The organism is Mesorhizobium sp. WSM3879, assembly GCF_002294915.1.
Classification (GTDB): domain Bacteria; phylum Pseudomonadota; class Alphaproteobacteria; order Rhizobiales; family Rhizobiaceae; genus Mesorhizobium.
The window spans coordinates 257,315-273,949 of sequence record NZ_NSFZ01000001.1 but is presented as its reverse complement, the minus strand read 5'-3'; the positions used below and the strand labels follow the sequence as shown (position 1 = coordinate 273,949).

At 61.7% G+C, this 16,635-nt stretch carries 13 protein-coding genes; 9 read left to right on the top strand and 4 right to left on the bottom strand.

Features of this window, described 5'->3' with window-relative positions:
• Positions 1–409: 409 nt before the first annotated feature.
• Positions 410–1,195 (bottom strand): SDR family oxidoreductase, encoded by a 786-nt coding sequence (locus tag CK218_RS01350; RefSeq protein WP_066994025.1) that lies wholly within the window; start codon positions 1,193–1,195, stop codon positions 410–412.
• A gap of 17 nt (positions 1,196–1,212) precedes the next feature.
• Positions 1,213–1,944: an FCD domain-containing protein gene (locus CK218_RS01345; protein WP_095826634.1), complete on the bottom strand. Its 732-nt coding sequence runs from the start codon at positions 1,942–1,944 to the stop codon at positions 1,213–1,215.
• 189 nt (positions 1,945–2,133) lie between these two features.
• On the opposite strand from CK218_RS01345, the gene uxuA reads away from it, so the two are divergent.
• The 4 genes from uxuA (at position 2,134) to CK218_RS01325 (ending at position 7,331) form a co-directional block, all read left to right on the top strand.
• Positions 2,134–3,318: a mannonate dehydratase gene (gene uxuA / locus CK218_RS01340; RefSeq protein WP_095826633.1), complete on the top strand. Its 1,185-nt coding sequence runs from the start codon at positions 2,134–2,136 to the stop codon at positions 3,316–3,318.
• Between the two features lie 71 nt (positions 3,319–3,389).
• On the top strand, positions 3,390–3,647 hold the full coding sequence (locus CK218_RS01335; RefSeq protein WP_245433006.1) for a MaoC/PaaZ C-terminal domain-containing protein: 258 nt from the start codon (positions 3,390–3,392) through the stop codon (positions 3,645–3,647).
• A gap of 19 nt (positions 3,648–3,666) precedes the next feature.
• The gene (locus tag CK218_RS01330; RefSeq protein WP_095826632.1) at positions 3,667–4,911 is read left to right on the top strand and encodes an MFS transporter; all 1,245 of its coding nucleotides are present in this window, start codon (positions 3,667–3,669) and stop codon (positions 4,909–4,911) included.
• A 215-nt stretch (positions 4,912–5,126) separates the two neighbouring features.
• Positions 5,127–7,331 carry an adenylate/guanylate cyclase domain-containing protein gene (locus tag CK218_RS01325; RefSeq protein ID WP_095826631.1) on the top strand — a complete coding sequence of 735 codons (2,205 nt, stop codon included), beginning with the start codon at positions 5,127–5,129 and terminating at the stop codon, positions 7,329–7,331.
• Positions 7,332–7,503: 172 nt separating this feature from the next.
• Here the strand turns inward: CK218_RS01325 and CK218_RS01320 are convergent, their stop codons facing one another.
• Positions 7,504–8,367, bottom strand: a complete 864-nt coding sequence (locus CK218_RS01320; protein ID WP_067326280.1) for a FecR domain-containing protein — start codon at positions 8,365–8,367, stop codon at positions 7,504–7,506.
• Positions 8,368–9,038: 671 nt separating this feature from the next.
• On the opposite strand from CK218_RS01320, the gene CK218_RS01310 reads away from it, so the two are divergent.
• From CK218_RS01310 to CK218_RS01300, 3 genes are read left to right on the top strand one after another with little or no spacing between them, the layout of a single operon-like run.
• Positions 9,039–10,253 carry a glycosyltransferase family protein gene (locus CK218_RS01310; RefSeq protein ID WP_095826629.1) on the top strand — a complete coding sequence of 405 codons (1,215 nt, stop codon included), beginning with the start codon at positions 9,039–9,041 and terminating at the stop codon, positions 10,251–10,253.
• Position 10,254: 1 nt separating this feature from the next.
• Positions 10,255–11,499, top strand: a complete 1,245-nt coding sequence (locus tag CK218_RS01305; RefSeq protein WP_095826628.1) for a glycosyltransferase family 4 protein — start codon at positions 10,255–10,257, stop codon at positions 11,497–11,499.
• Positions 11,496–12,653, top strand: a complete 1,158-nt coding sequence (locus CK218_RS01300; protein WP_095823334.1) for a glycosyltransferase family protein — start codon at positions 11,496–11,498, stop codon at positions 12,651–12,653. Before CK218_RS01305 ends, CK218_RS01300 begins: the two co-directional genes overlap by 4 nt.
• 77 nt (positions 12,654–12,730) lie before the next feature.
• On the opposite strand, the gene CK218_RS01295 is transcribed toward CK218_RS01300, so the two are convergent.
• Positions 12,731–13,402 (bottom strand): SAM-dependent methyltransferase, encoded by a 672-nt coding sequence (locus tag CK218_RS01295; RefSeq protein WP_095826852.1) that lies wholly within the window; start codon positions 13,400–13,402, stop codon positions 12,731–12,733.
• Positions 13,403–13,485: 83 nt separating this feature from the next.
• Between CK218_RS01295 and CK218_RS01290 the strand changes: the two genes are divergently transcribed.
• On the top strand, positions 13,486–13,836 hold the full coding sequence (locus CK218_RS01290) for a hypothetical protein (RefSeq protein WP_143749591.1): 351 nt from the start codon (positions 13,486–13,488) through the stop codon (positions 13,834–13,836).
• Positions 13,837–13,851: 15 nt separating this feature from the next.
• A complete protein-coding gene (locus CK218_RS01285; RefSeq protein WP_095826626.1) occupies positions 13,852–16,566 on the top strand; it encodes an ABC transporter ATP-binding protein in 2,715 nt (904 codons plus the stop codon).
• Positions 16,567–16,635 lie beyond the last annotated feature (69 nt).

Genomic DNA, 16,635 nt, shown 5'->3' with positions numbered 1-16,635 from the left:
GAAGTTTCTAAAACTTTTCGCATAGGAGAAGTCGCCCCACTCTCCGGTAGTTCAAACTACCTCCTTCATGGCACCATACCTAAAAAAATCAAAAAGTTAAGCGACATGTTAATAGTTAGTTAATATGGACAATTTGAATCGAAATATAAATCAGTTTAACCTTTTGACCTCGACTTCACTTGCTTTTTGGGTGATTTTGAAGCTGCGTTTTCAACACGAATGCGATGCGATCGCCACTGGTGCGACCACATTGCAATGCCAACAAGCTCCTGATCTATCCTGGGTGATCCTGGGCCACGAAATAGTTGGTGAGGCGGGCAGCGACATGCATGGCGCCCGCCAGACGGGCAAAGCGGAAATCGTCCGGCGTCAGCTACTCCGGCAAAGGCCAAGACCGATCTTCATGGCTCTATTTCACACCGATGCCGGCGGTCAGGCCGCCGTCTATCTTGTAATCCGCGCCGGTGCAGAAGCTCGCTCTGGAGGAGCACAGAAAGGCGATGAGTTCGGCCACTTCTTCCGGTTCGCCGATGCGGCCAAGCGGATGCGCCGCACCGAAGCGCCTGTACGCTTCCTCGACATCGGCATCGCTGCCGGTTTCGCCACGCGCGGCCTTCTCCAGGATCGGTGTGCGGATCGAGCCTGGGCTGACCGAATTGACCCGGATGCCGGCCGCCGCATAATCGAGCGCCAGCGAACGCGTCAGCGTGTGGATGGCGCCCTTGGTCGTCGCATAGGCGGCGACGTTCTGCTGACAGGCGAAACCCTGCACCGAGGCGACATTGACGATGGCGCCGCCCCCGCGGCGGATCATTTCGGGGATGCCGAAATGTGCCGTCAGGTAGATCGAGCCGACATTGACCGTCATGGCCTTGTTCCATGTTTCCCAGTCGGTCGTGGTCGCGGTTCCGTAGGGATGGACGGCCGCCGAATTGACGATCACGTCGAGGCCGCAGAACCGTGCCACCCCGGCAGCGACGGCATCGCGGACCTGATCCGCCACGGAGACGTCGGTGTCGACGACCAGCGCGCCGGCTTCGGAGCTTTCCAGCTCCGCTCTCATTGCCGCATTGGCCGAGCGGTCGATGCCGCAGGCGATGATCGCAGCACCCCCTGCGGCGAGGCGCCTGGCGGTTGCCAGACCGATTCCCGTCGTCCCCGTCACCAGGGCGACCTTGCCAACAAAATCCTTCATTGCGGGAACTCCTTCAGTCACGTGTCGGAACCCGGCTCTTCCGGCAGGAATCGCAGGGCGAAATCCAGATGGCGGCTCATCAGGTAGGCGTAGGCCACTCTGTCGCGCGCGCGCAGGGCGGCGACGATCTCGCCATGCGCGGCGCGGGTGTCGGCCAGGACCGGGCGCATCTCCTTGCCGATGGTCATGATCCGCAGGATCACCGGGGAAAGGAAGGAATACATGTCCGACAGCATGCGGTTGTCCGCCAGCCCGATCAACGCCATGTGGAAGTCGAAATCATTCTCGGCGGCCTCCTGGATCGAGCGGCTCTCGACGATCCGCGCGTTGACCGCGTCGAGCGCTTCGATCTGCTCGTTGGTGGCGTTGAGCACGATGTGGTCGCCGATGCCGACTTCGATGATGCGCCTGAAGCCCTGAATGTCGGCGAAGGAGGAGCGCGAGACATCCATATGCGCGGCAAAGAAATTCTGGATGGCGATGCTATGCCCGTCCGCGAGCACCGCCCCGACGCGGGGTTTCGGTTCGATCAGCCCGTAGGTCCGAATGGCGCGCAAAGCCTCGCGCACGGTGTTGCGACTGGCGCCGGTGATCTCGCTGAGCTCGCGCTCTGTCGGCAGCACGTCGCCGACATTCAGCTGCCGCGAGCGGATGAGATCGAGGATCCGCCCGGCCGCGGCATCGACCGCCGAGCTGCCGCCGGCGTGCCGGCGGGCGCCGCTCTCGCGCGCGGCGTGAGAAGTTTCCAATGACGAATCCCCCAAATTGTTGGACCAGGATATCCCAAGTTTCCGGGAAAACAATCGAGTTGGACGCCGTCTCGATCAGTTTGCCGCGCTACCTGTCGGCCGTCAGGCGTTCGAGAAGCCGAAATTGTCGATTGACTCTCATCCTGGTCCAACAATAACTTGCCGCTCCCTCTCAAAGGAAGGCAGCAAATGGAGCAGTGCTGGCGTTGGTATGGCCCGGACGATCCGGTGACGCTGGATCACGTCAAGCAGGCCGGGGCGACCGGAATCGTCTCGGCGCTGCACGACATCTATGACGGACGCGCCTGGCCGCTGGAAAACATCCTGGAGCGCAAGCGGATCATCGAGGCGGCGGGGCTGACCTGGTCGGTCGTCGAGAGCATCCCCGTCCACAACTCGATCAAGATCGGCTCGCCGGAACGGCTGCGCTATGTCGGCTTTTACAAGGATACGATCCGAGCGCTGGCGAAGGCCGGCATCGCGACGATCTGCTACAATTTCATGCCTGTGGTCGACTGGACCCGCACCGATCTGGCGTATCGCCTTCCGACGACGGGTTATGCATTGCGTTTCGACGCGATCGATTTCGCGGCCTACGACCTGTTCGTGCTGAAGCGACGGAATGCCGAGGCCGGCTACAGCGCCGCGCGCATTGCCGAAGCGGAAGCGCGATTGAAAGAGCTCAGCGACGAGAAAATCGACCGGATCGAGCGTAACCTTATCGCCGGACTGCCCGCCACCGAGCGCAGCTACAACCGGGACACTTTTCGCGAGGCCTTGGCCGAGTACGATTCGATTGGGCCAAGGGAATTGCGCGACAATCTCGCCTGGTTCCTGCGCGAGATTATTCCGGTCGCCGAACAGGAAGGGGTGCGCATGTGCATCCATCCCGACGATCCGCCCTTCTCGCTCTACGGCCTGCCGCGCATCGTTTCGACAGCTGACGATGCGCGATTCATCCTCAATGCCGTGGACAGCCCGGCAAACGGGCTGACATTCTGCACCGGCTCCTACGGCACGCGCGCCGACAACGACATCGTCGCCATGGTCAAGGAGTTCGCGGGCCGCATCCATTTCGTCCATCTGCGCAACGTCACCATCGAGGATGACGGCTCCTTCTATGAGGCCGAGCATCTCGAGGGCGGCACCGACATGGCGCATGTCATCCTCGCCCTGATGCAGGAGGAAGCGCGCCGTCGGAAGGAAGGCCGCGCCGACTGGCGCATTCCGATGCGACCCGATCACGGACATCTGCTCGCCGACGACATCGGCAAGACCAGGATCAATCCCGGTTATTCGCTGATCGGCAGGCTGAAGGGCCTCGCCGAACTGCGCGGCATCATGCGGGCCGTCGAACGGTTCGGGCTGGCATAGAATCGAAACTTTCCACCGACATTACCGGCGAGCGCAATTCGCTGCATAATGACCGCGCTGGCCGAGAATCGGTGTTCGGCAAGCCGATCCTCCACGGCGGCGTCAGTTCTGGTATTCTCAATGCCCTGGTCGCGGAGGATTTGCCCTGGCCCGGGACGGTCTTTCTCGAAATCGCATGGAAGTTCGTCAAGGTGGTCGGCGTTGACGAGGCGATCACCGGACGCGTGGAGGTCAAGAAGTTGCGCCCCGACAAGCCGATCTGCAAGATCGAGACCAGCCTACGCAACGGCCAGGGGAGCTTTGTCCCACCGGCGCGGCGACCGTGTTGACCGTCCCGCTGCAAGGCGCATGAGCGCGGTGAGCGGCAGCCCGCTTGGCATGGCCGCCGACGGCGGCCGCTGGCGCGTGCTGTCGCTGCTTTGCCTGGCGGTCGTTCTGTCGCTGACCACCTGGTTTTCGGCGACCGCCATCCTGCCCGAACTGAGGCAGGAGCTTGCGCTCGGCGCCGGCGGGGAGGCCTGGCTGACCAACGGCGTTCAGGTCGGCTTCGTGATCGGTGCGCTGGGGGCGAGCCTGGTCAACCTTCCCGATTTGGTGCGGCTCAGCCGGCTGATGGCGGCCGCCGCTTTTGTCGCCGCGCTCGCCAATGCGAGCCTGCTGTTTCATCTCGGGCCGGGCGGCGTGATCGCCGCGCGTATTGTCACCGGCGCAGCACTTGCCGGCGTCTATCCGCCGGCGCTGAAGCTCGTCGCCACCTGGTTCACGCGCGACCGGGGGCTGGCGCTCGGCGCAGTCATAGGCGCGCTCACCATCGGCTCGGCGCTGCCGCATCTTTTTCGCGCTGTCCTGACCGCGCTCGACTGGCGGCCGGTGGTCGCGGCCGCCAGTCTAGCAACGACGGTCGGCGCGCTCCTGTTTCTCTTGTTCGCAAGGGAGGGGCCCTATCCTTTCGGCAAGGCGGTGTTCGAGCCATCGCGCATCGGGCAGGTGTTTCGCGAGCGGCCGCTGCTCCTGGCCAATCTCGGCTATCTCGGCCATATGTGGGAACTCTACGCCATGTGGGCGTGGCTGCTTGCCTATACGCGCTCGGCATTCGAGGCGCAGGCGATCGGATCGGCCGCTGCCGCCTCGCTTTCGACCTTCTTCGTCGTCGCCTCCGGCATCATTGGCTGCCTGTTGGGCGGCTATCTGTCGGACCGCATCGGCAGAACCGCGACCACCGCCGGCATGATGATCGTCTCGGGAAGCTGTGCGCTGCTGATGGGCTTCCTGTTTGCCGGGCCGCTTTGGCTCTTCATGCTGGTCGCCGTCGTCTGGGGTATTTCGGTGATCGGCGATTCGGCGCAATTCTCAGCCGCAGTGACCGAGCTCGGCGATCGCCGCTTCGTCGGCACGGCGCTGTCGGTGCAGCTTGGCGCCGGCTTTGCGCTGACGGTGCTCGCCATCTGGCTGACGCCGCGCTTCGCCGACTTCATCGGTGGCTGGCGCTGGGCCTTCCTGCTGCTGGTGCCGGGTCCGCTTCTTGGGGCGGCCGCTATGCTGTGGTTGCGAAACTTGCCGGAGAGCGAGAAAATGGCCGGCGGCCTCCGCTAGCGCTCTTGCTCCTCGACTGTCTAGCGCTGGAGCCGATTGAGAACTTCGTCGCTACGCAAATCGCCAGCGCACGGCCCGCGCTGCTCCGTTGGGCGTAAGGTTGGCGATTGCACATTTGCCGGGAACAATGCAGCCTAGCTTCGAGGCTCGAAAGCTGCCTCCCGGAGCGGGGCTATGCAGGCAGGATACGCGGCACAGTTACTGGTGCAGATGTCATGACACGCGCCCAGTTGGCCGGCGTCATCCTGGGTCTGTCGCTGGTCGCAGCGCTTACCATTGTCCGGGCGAGCGACCCGCAGCCGTTGAGACTCGCCCGCGAAGCGACGTTCGACCAGTATCAGAGGCTGGCACCTCGCCGCTTCGAGTCGATGCCCGTCCGCGTGGTGGACATCGACGAGGCCTCATTGCAGCAGTTCGGGCAGTGGCCGTGGCCCAGGGATCGCATGGCGGCCCTGGTCGAAAAGCTGACGGAGCTTGGTGCGGCGGCCATCGCATTCGACATTCTTTTCGCCGAGCCCGACCGTCTGTCGCCTCGCACTGTCCTCCGCGACGTGCCGGGCATCGATCCGGCCCTGCTCGACCGCCTGCCCGACAATGACGAGATCTTCGCCGGGTCGATCGCCGGCAAGCCAGTTATCCTGGGCTACGGCATCTCCAACGAAGGGAACTATCGGCCGCAAATCAAGGCTGGCATTGCCTTTATGGGCGAGAGCCCGATCGCTGCTCCTCCGCCTATCAAGGCAGCCACGCCGCTGCGGCCGCAGCTTGAGGCCAATTCAGCCGGCATCGGACACATCAGCCTCAATCCCGGCAGATCGACCGCTGTGGTGAGGACAGCCCCACTCTTTCTGACTGATGGCGAGCAGCTTTATCCGGATCTTGCCCTCGAAGCCATAAGAGTAGCGCAGGGGGCCTCCACCTACCTCATTGCCGGCGCGCCGGATCGGCAGGGCATAATGACCTCCGTCAAGATCGGCGACTTCGTTATCCCGGTGACCTCGGCCGGCGAACTCTGGCTCTATGTCAGTCCCGACAGGGCCGAGCGTTATGTTTCGGCGAAGGACGTGCTTGCACCCGGCGGCGTCTCGTCCGAAACGAGGGCCGCGATCGAAGGCAGTATCGTGTTTGTCGGCACTTCGGCCGCCGGGCTGCAGGACATTCGTGTCACCGCGCTCGGTGAGAACGTGCCGGGCGTCTCGATCCACGCGCAGATCGTTGAACAGGTGCTGTCCGGCCACTATCTGTCTCGGCCTGATTGGGCAAACGGGCTGGAAATCGCGTCGATCGCGATGCTCGGCAGCCTCCTGGTGATTCTGACGATTTTCGTAAGCCCCGCGATTGCGCTCGCCTGCGGCCTTGCGATCACGGGACTGGCGCTCGTCGCATCATGGTTTGCCTTTTCGCTTGCGGGACTGCTGTTCGACCCGTTTGCGCCGATCCTCATGGGCACGATCACGCATTTCGCGACAACCTCTTTCCGCTTCCTCGTGACTGATCGAGAGCGGCGCGCGATCCGGCGGGCCTTCGGTCAGTATTTGTCGCCATCGCTTCTCTACCGGATCGAGCACACGCGCGACGCGCTTCGTCTTGGCGGCGACGACCGAGAACTGACCGTGATGTTTGTCGATGTGCGAAACTTCACGGAGATCAGCGAAAGACTGCCGCCCACCGCCGTCGTGCGGTTTTTGAACACGCTTCTCGACGCGCTCAGCCGTCATGTCACCGCCAATGAAGGCACGCTCGACAAGTTCATCGGCGATTCGATCATGGCCTTTTGGAATGCCCCGGTCGACGTCACCGATCATCCCCGCAAAGCCGCTCGCGCGGCATTGGCGATGCGCGAGACGATTGCCCGCCTCAACGAAAGCGATGCATTCGGATTCGGGGCCGGGCAGACGGTTCGCATCGGTATCGGAATCCATACCGGCGTCGCCTGTGTCGGAAATATGGGCGCCGAGTCGCGTTTCAACTATTCGGCCGTTGGCGACGCGGTGAACATCGCAGCGCGTATCGAGACAACGTGCAAGACGGTGAGTTTCGATATCCTCGCGTCCGACGACACAGTAAAATCGCTGCAAGGCTGGGCCTTGCTCGACGCGGGATCGCTGGAACTCAAGGGAAAGAGCACGAGGACCAGAATCAATGCCGTCGTAGGCGATGAAAACGTTGGGTCGTCGCCGGATTTTGCCGAATTGCGGCTTCTCCACGGCAAGCTCGTGGAGGCGTTGCAATCGCGGTTGCCAGGCACCCGAAAGATGATCGCGGCGGCCAAAGTCAGGGCTGCGGGCCTGCCGACAGGGTTGCAAGAATTCTATGGCCGGATCTCGCGCAGAGCGGATGATTTTGTTGGCAAGCGGGCGGGAGCGGCGATGGAAGCGAATGCCGGCTATGCGGAGCAACAATTCGGCTCCGGTTCCTGACCTTCATTGATGTAGCGCGGTCGACCGCTCGACTCGGTGGTGTTCAAGGGCAACAATTTCGTCCACCCCGACGTAGGGGCGAGTTGGCCCAGACCGGTTGGCGAAGTCGGATACGGACGCGCCGAGAAAAAGAGCGGCTATCCGCTCTTGCCACTGCCGGCCACCCCTGCCGCTACTTTTTGCCAGGACCCTTGGATTTTCCGGGATTGCTGGGATCGTGCTTGCCCGGATCATTTCCATGGCCGTTGTTGCCGTCATCTTTGTCGCCCCGCGGCGGGCTCGGCGGATCGGGGGTGCCCGGACTGGGTGGTGCCGGTGAGTTGCGCCGCTCCGGCCGCGCCGTATGCTCCTGCTGAATGGCAGCCGTAAGCCCGCAATTTCCGCCGATTGCGTCAAAGCCTCCCGAGAGCTGCTGATTGCCGGTCAGAAACGGCAATGCCCGCGAGGTGCCGAGTGTGGTGAGCACAGATCGATTGACCTTGATAACGTCGGACATCGCGCCTGACGGCGTCGCGACCACGCAATCGCAGCGCCGCTTCAGTTCCCTGCATCCGCCGCCGCTGCAGAATCGGGCCGACCCCTTCAGCAGCACGACGGCGGTTTTGCCGTTGGGCGCGATGTGGACATCGAATGCTGTTCCCCGCACGCCTATTGTGCCTGCGGGCGTCACAATCTGGTAGGCGGACGAAGGCGAGTTCCCGCTTATCCAGCGAAACGTTCCCTTGGCAGCGCGGATGGTGAGCTTCTTCACCGAATTATCATCGTTGAAGACGTATTTGTCGAGGACGACGGAAGAACCCCACCCCACCGCCAGCTTGGTGCCATCCCGGAACACGAATTGGCCAAGCCCGGTATTGGATGTCCTGATTCGTTCGTCCCGATGAACGGGTGCGCTGACCACCAGTGGTCCGGTTGCGCCGGTAACGGCAGTCTTGATCACGACTGCCCGGCCCACTGCTTCGGCGGCTATGGTCGGTGTCGCATTGATGAGATTCGCGGCAAGCGCGACAACTGCAGCCCACCTCAAGGACGGCATGGCATCCTCCCCGAAACGACTTTATTAGCACATGCTTGAAAGGCTGTCCCCGCGGAGTCATACCTCAATTTGAGTAGGATATGGCTCTTTCGCTTGGGCGACGCTCGAAGGCACAATCGTCGACGTTAGGTCCTGCGCTTGGGTGGGCCGCGCGGGTTGCCCCCTCACTCATCGGGTCGGAGGTGGGATAACGCCAATGCTGTTACTGAATTCGTCTGGCTGAGGGACAAGGCGATGTTCTGCGTGGGCGGCGCGAGAGCGCCCGCATCTGGGGCATCGATCATGGTTTGTGTCGGCGCGCTGTCTTTGAAGATCTTCAGCCCATTCTTGGGCAGTTTAGCCGCTCGGCCACGAGGGAGGAGCGCCATCGCCCTGGCCGCTTTTCTGAAAGCAAGCAATCGGCCAGCCCGCGACCCGTCTCGATACAAGTGCATGTATCCGCCGTGATCTATCTGCAGCGCACGAGGCCGACAAGGCAAATAGGCTGGGCTCGCATCCAATGTGCATAGCAGCTGAGCAGACGCTGCTCAGCATATGAACCCTCTTGGGTAATATAATTTGAAAAAATTGCTCCCTCATGTTCAAAACAGGTCGATAGACCCGCGAGAAATGGGTTGGAATCCTGCGGGGGGCCCGCGGTCCTCAGGCGAGAATTCTAAAGAGGTTCGACAATGACCCAGCACGTACAAGATGCTCGAATTCTCATGTACAGCCACGACACGTTCGGGCTCGGCCACTTGCAGCGCTGCCGCACGATCGCGCATTCCCTGGTCGAGGATTTCCACGGACTTCAGGTGCTTATCATTTCGGGCGCGCCTATCGCCGGCGCCTTCGACTACCGCGCCCGCGTCGACTTCGTGAAGATCCCGAGCGTCATCAAGTTGCGCAACGGCGAATACACCTCGCTGGAAAAGGATATCGATCTGCATGAGACGCTAAGAATGCGCCAGTCGATCATTCGCCACACAGCCGAGACGTTTCGGCCGGATATCTTCATCGTCGACAAGGAACCGCTCGGGCTGCGCGGTGAGATCGAGGACACGCTGTCGTACCTCAAGACGCGAGGCACTACGCTGGTGCTTGGCCTGCGCGAGGTGATGGATGCGCCGCATCTGCTGGAGGCAGAGTGGGAACGCAGGGATGTGATGCGCAAGATAGGCCTGTTCTACGACAAGGTCTGGGCCTACGGTCCGCCGGATTTTTACGATCCGTTGACCGGCCTGGATGTGCCGCCGGCTATCAGGGCAAAGATGAAGTTCGTCGGTTTCCTGCAACGGAGCCTGCAGAAGAACGAGTTGCCCGGCCACCGCCCCCAGGGCGACTATATCCTCGTTACGACCGGTGGCGGCGGCGACGGCGCCGATCTGATCCACAACGTCATCGATGCCTATCAGCAGGATCCGCAATTGCAGCATAGGGCGCTGATCGTGCTTGGGCCCTACATGCCGGCGCGCAAGCGCAACAAGTTTCTTAAGAAGGGGTCCAAAATCCCGTATATCAAGATCATCGAATTCGACAACCGCATGGAAGAGCTGATTGCGGGCGCCAAGGCGGTAGTGGCGATGGGCGGTTACAACACCTATTGCGAGATACTGTCCTTCGACAAGCCGGCGCTGATCGTGCCGCGCATCAAGCCGCGCGAGGAGCAACTGATCCGCGCACGGCGAGCAGCCGAACTCGGTCTCATCAAGATGCTTTCGCCGGAAGAAGCCGAGGATTCCCAGCGGTTTGCCGATACACTGAAGGTGCTGCCGGATCGGCCCCGCCCATCGCAGAGCAATCCGCATCTGAGGCTGGAAGGGCTGCCTCATATTTCCGCGATCGTCGCGGAACTGCTCGACAGGCGTGCCGGCCATCACCTTTCGGTCATTGAAGGCATCAACTGAGTTGCAACATCGCAAGATCGTCGTGGTTCTGAAGGGTTATCCGCGGCTGTCGGAAACCTTCATCGCGCAGGAACTGCTCGGGTTGGAGCGAGCGGGGTTCGACCTGATACTCGTCGCGCTGAGACGGCCGACCGACACAAAACGCCATCCGGTGCATAACGAGATCAAAGCGCCCGTCCATTATCTGCCGGAATATCTGCATGAAGAACCGATGCGGGTGGCTCGCTCGCTGTTTGCTTGTCTGCTGCGGCCAGGCTTCTGGCGCGCGTTCGGATCGCTGGCTGCCGACATCCCTCGCGACTTTACGCGCAATCGCGTACGCCGCTTCGGGCAAGCGCTGGTGCTGGCGGCCGAATGGCCGGAAGATGTGGGCTGGCTGCATGCGCATTTCGCGCACACACCGGCATCGGTGACACGCTATGCCAGCCAGCTTCGCGGTCTGCCCTGGAGCTGCTCGGCCCATGCCAAGGACATCTGGACTTCGCCTGACTGGGATCTCGCCGGCAAGCTTTCCTCGGCCCGCTGGACGGTCACTTGCACGAAAACCGGCTTCGACCGTCTGAAAAAACTCGCTAACGGCAACTCGTCTTTGCATCTGAGCTATCATGGGCTCGACCTTGATCGCTTCGGCAGCTTCCGCGAGGCGCGGAAACAGCATGACGGCTCGGCACCGGACGAACCGGTTATCGTTCTGAGTGTCGGGCGCGCCGTTGAAAAGAAAGGTTACGATACCTTGCTGGAGGCTCTTGCCCTCCTGCCTGGTGATTTGGCGTGGCGTTTCGAGCATATCGGCGGCGGCGAGGAACTGGAACGGCTCAAGGCGCTGGCGCAAAAGCTCGGCCTGGATGGTCGCGTCTCTTGGAGAGGCGCGCTTGCTCAGGAGGAGGTGCTTGAGCACTACCGCCGCGCCGACATCTTCGCCCTGGCCTGCAGGATCACCGCAAACGGCGACCGGGACGGTCTGCCGAATGTTCTGGTTGAGGCGGCCAGCCAGCGGCTTGCCTGCGTGTCGACCGATATTTCCGGCGTGCCGGAGCTTTTATCTGCGGATGAAACCGGGCTGCTGGTCCCGACAGAAAACCCAATTGCCCTGGCACAGGCGCTGGAGCGCCTTATCCGTGATCCCGTGCTGCGCGCCCGCCTCGGTGACGCTGCAGAGTGGCGCGTGCGCGCCAATTTCGATCATCTGACAAGCATTGGGCAGCTCAAGGAACTGTTCGAGCGGGAGTGGCGGGCCGCCGAATGAAGCGACTGCGCGCCTTCTTCTATGTCCAGCACCTCCTGGGTATCGGCCATCTTGCGCGCGCCAGCCGCATTGCGGCGGCTCTGGTCGATGACGGGTTTGACGTAACCGTGGTGACGGGCGGCGCGCCGATCGCGGGGTTTCCAGGATCGGGCGTCAAATCTGTATCTCTCCCTCCCGTCACCTCCGGCGATGAGGGATTTTCCGGACTTGTCGACCTGCAGGGCAAACCCATCGACGATGCTTTCAGGAGATGGCGTTCGGAGATGCTGTTGCAGGCCTATCGGGATTGCGGGCCCGATATCGTCATTGTCGAGGCGTTTCCATTTGGACGCCGGCAGATGCGTTTCGAACTCCTGCCGCTGATCGAGGCCATCGACGCGACATCACCCAGACCGCTGCTGGCGACGTCCGTCCGTGATATCCTTCAGGAGCGCGTCAAGCCGGGCCGAAACGAGGAAACGGTCGATCTCATCAACAGGCATTTCGACCTTGTCATGGTCCACGGCGATCCGGCTTTCGCGACCATCGACAAGACCTTTCCACTGGTCGGGGCGATCAGGGCCAAGGTCGCCTACACTGGGCTCGTTGCCGCGCCGCCACCGCCCGCGGTCTCCGAGCGCTTCGATGTTCTGGTGTCGGTTGGCGGCGGGGCTGCCGGAAAGAGCCTCGTTAGTGCCACTGTTGCAGCGGCGCGGAATGCCAACAGCGCTTGGAAATGGTGTTTGATCACCGGTCCCAACCTGCCGAAAGGCGATTTCGACGCGATCGCACGCGATGCCACGCCGGGCCTGTCCGTCTTCCGGTTCCGCGAGGATTTCGCCAGCCTGCTGACCGGCGCCCGCCTCTCGGTCTCGCAGGCGGGTTACAACACGGTCTGCGACGTCCTTCGCGCGGGTTGTCGCTCCCTACTCGTTCCATTTGCAGCGGGCGCGGAAACCGAACAGACGGTTCGCGCCCTGATGCTCGAAGAACTCGGTCTTGCAACGGTGCTGACGGAAAAGGACCTAACGCCTGAAGGTTTGGCGCGAGCGATCGAACAGGCGCTTGCTGGACCGAGGCCGTCCGCGCATCGTCTCGATCTGGAAGGCGCGCGTCGCTCGGCCCAAATCCTGCGCGAGCGACATCGAACATGGTCCCTGAAAACGGAACTCTAGCTAACGCGCGTCGCCCCGGTGAGATTCGCGCGACGTCGTTATTCGACAGCCGTCACGCTTCTTTAGAGCGAAATGCGTTAAACAGTTCCAATCAGCATGAAACGCGTATAATTTTTGGTCGGCAGTTCGCCCGCGAACCGCACCTCCCGTAGCGGCGCCATTGCTTCGAAGGCTGCCAGTGAAGCCACGCAGTTGACGTGCGTCGGCTCGCTGAAATAATCGTTGGATTGCAGCAATACATTCGTGCCCCGCGGAAGCAGGGCAAGCCAGGCGCGCAGATCGACTATGTGTTCGCAGCTCGTATTGACCACCAGGTCGGGCTGCGCGGCCACATAGTCAACGGCGTACATATCTGCCGTCAGCGCGCGGAACCGGTCAACGGCATCCCGGTTGAGGGTCCGGGCGACCGGCGCGACTTCGGGATCGATGTCGATGCTATCAATCGCCCCGATGTCGAAGCGAGCATCGTTGAAAAGCATTGCCGGCAATACGCCGTACCATCCACCCAGAACCCATATGCGGCCGAACCGGCCGCCGCAGCTGTCGAACAGCCTGTCGAGCGCCCACATCTTGCAGGCGACCTGCTTGTGGTTGAAGGCGTTGGCGATATCGGCCTGCGGATGCTTGGCGATGACGCGCGCCAGCCCTGCCACGAGAGGGTGGTTGACATAGGCGGCAATTCCCCGCGTGAGGTCCAAGGCCTGTTCGTGCCCGTCCATGCCCGCATTGCGTGGTTGCGTGACATCCATCATACTCGTCTTGTAGGTTGGGATTTTGGGCGACACAACGCAATCTTGCCCCGGCAAGGCTGGTTGGTTCGCGGACGTTGATCATGCTGCACGCCGCTTCGCCATTGCCCCGTGCCGGAGAGGGGCTGTCCCATCAGTCCGGACCAACGGCGTTCATGCGCCAGCATCAGCAGCGCAGCTGTGGCGGCCGTTCGCCAAAACGCCACGGCAGCCGTCAATCGTTTGGCCAGCTGCTTTCGCTGATCAACAATGCCCGTGTTGCGGTCATCGACGATGCGCCTGAACTGGATCGCGCCGCCTCGCAGCGTCCTTTCATCGTTGAGCGCAGGACAATCACGGTGCACTGTGGCTCGAAGCATGTCGTTGGCGATGAAGAAATTGCCGATGCGCCATTAGCCAGCAGGTGCTTCTATGTCCTGCAGCCTTGCAATTGAACGGTCCATGGTCGGATGGAACCCAGTCTAGCCCGCTATATCTGGACGCACACCAAGAAGCAGCAGGTCTGGATATTGATGATCGTCGTGCTTTCGATGATCCCCTATTTCATATCCTTCGATCTGCCGAAGCTGATCGTCAACGGCCCTATCCAAGGTAAGGGTTTCGGAGAACCCGGCGCGACCCAGCCGTTCATGAGGCTGCACTATGACCTGCCGTTCATTGGTGAGGTGCAGTTCTTCTCCGGCTTTCAGCTCGACCGCACGGAGACGCTGTTTGCGCTGAGTATTGTTTTCCTTTTGCTAGTCATCATCAACGGCCTGTTCAAACTCTACATCAACACATACAAAGGCCGACTTGGCGAGCGCATGCTGCGGCGTATCCGTTTCGATCTGATCGATCGCGTGCTGCGGTTTCCCCCGATTTACTTCAAACGCGTGAAATCCGCCGAAGTGGCGACCATGGTGAAGGACGAGGTGGAGCCGCTGGGGGGCTTCATCGGCGATGCCTTCCTGCAGCCGGTGCTGCTCGGCGGTCAGGCGCTGACGGCCATGCTGTTCATCATGGTGCAAAACTTCTGGCTCGGAACGATTGCGGTCGTGATCGTGGTGATCCAGATCGTGCTCATCCCGCGCATGCGGCGGCGGCTGATCGTGCTCGGGCGCGAACGGCAGTTGACGGCGCGCGCGCTCTCGGGCCGGGTCGGCGAAATCGTCGACGGCATCGGCGCGGTTCACGTCCACGACACCTCAAACTACGAGCGCGCCGACATAGCTGCCCGGCTCGGCCTCATCTTCAAGATCCGCTTCGATCTTTACCAATGGAAATTCATGGTGAAGTTCCTCAACAATTTTCTGGCGCAGCTCACGCCCTTTCTGTTCTACATGATCGGCGGCTACCTGGTCATCCGGGGGCGGCTGGACGTCGGCCAGCTGGTGGCCGTGATCAGCGCCTACAAGGACCTGCCCGGACCGATGAAGGAACTGATCGACTGGGATCAGGCTCGCCAGGATGTCCAGGTCAAATACCAGCAGGTCGTTGAACAATTCACCGTCGAGGGTCTCATCGCGCCGAGCATTGGAGCGTTGAGGATCGACGCTCCCGGTCCGATGACCAACCCGCTGTCGGCGATCAATCTGTCCATAGCGGACGATGGCGGAGGAATGCTCCTCGACCGGATCTCGCTCCAGGTCAAGCCGGGTGAGACGGTGGCGCTGGTCAGCACCGCAACAGGTGGAGCGGAGGCGCTGGCAGAAGCCTTCGCGCGGTTGAACTGGCCGGACAGCGGAAAGATCGCTTCGGGCGCCGACGACCTGCTTGAACTTCCCGAAGCGGTGACCGGGCGGCGCATGTCCTACGCCTCGTCGGATGTTTTCCTGTTCCATGCAAGCCTCCGCGATAACCTGCTCTACGGGTTGAAGCATGCGCCGCTGACATCGGTGCCTTATGAGGGTGCTGCGGCAGACCAGCAGCGCTGGAACATTCACGAGGCGCGGCGGTCGGGCAATTCGGACCTCGATATCCGGAGCGACTGGATCGACTATGCTTCCGCCGGGGCCACCGGCCCGCACGACCTCTTTGAGGCGGTGCGCCGGGTGCTCGACGCGGTTCTTCTGTCGCGCGACATTCTGGATCTCGGCTTGCGCTCCTCGGCTGACCTGACGCGTCACACGGAACTCGCCAGGCGCATCGTCGAACTGCGTGCGGCGCTGCGAACCAGGCTGGAACAGGAAGGGCTGAGCGGACTGGTGGTTCCTTTCGAACCAGGCGCCTACAACAAGGAAGCATCGATCGGCCAAAACCTGCTCTTCGGCGCCGCCGCCGGCCCCGAACTGGCCGACAAGGCGCTAGCGGCCAATCCCTATTTTGCGTCTGTGCTGAGGCAAGCCGGCCTCGACCGCACGCTTTTCGAGATGGGCATGGAGATCGCCGAACAGGCGATCGAGCTGTTTGCCGACTTGCCGCCCGATCACCAGTTCTTCCAGCAGCTCGCCTTCATGGGCGCCGAAGAGATACCCGCCTACGAAACCTTGCTACAACGGCTCAAGAACCGGCCCTATGAGGCAGTTTCGGAGAACGATCGCGCCATGATCGTTACACTGAGCTTTGCCTATATCGAGCCCCGGCACCGCTTCGGTCTGCTGAGCGAGGATCTGATGAGCAAGATCGTCGCTGCACGCAACCGGTTCTATGAAACCCTGCCGTCCGAACTGCAAAATGCGATCGAACGGTATGATCCTGCCAAATACATTGCCGCGGCCAGCGTCATGGATAATGTCCTGTTCGGGCGTGTGGGCAACAACCATCCCGACGCGCCGGATCGCATCCGCTCCATCGTCTATGACATTCTCGACGAATTGGGGCTTTATGCCGAACTTCTGGATGTTGGCCTGGACTTCAACGTCGGCGCCGGCGGCAGGCGGCTGACCGCTGGACAGCGGCAGAAGCTCGACGTTGCCCGGGCCCTGCTCAAGCGTCCCGATTTTCTCATTCTCAACCGGCCGCTGTCGGCGCTCGACCAGCGTGCGCAGGACAAGGTGCTGCGAAACGTGCTCGACGAAGCCAGGTGCGACGGCCATTCGCCGGCAATTGTGTGGGTCGTGACGAATCCGGCAATGGGGATGATGTTCGATCGCGTTATCGTCTTCGACTCGGGTAAATTGGTGGAAGACGGAACGCTCGAGACACTTTTGGCAGGGAAGGGTATCTTCAAGGAACTGCTGTCTTAGACCAACGGGCATTGAGATGGGATCGTTCTGTCGGTGGGAATTGGCTGCAAGGCCACGGGATACGGCGCC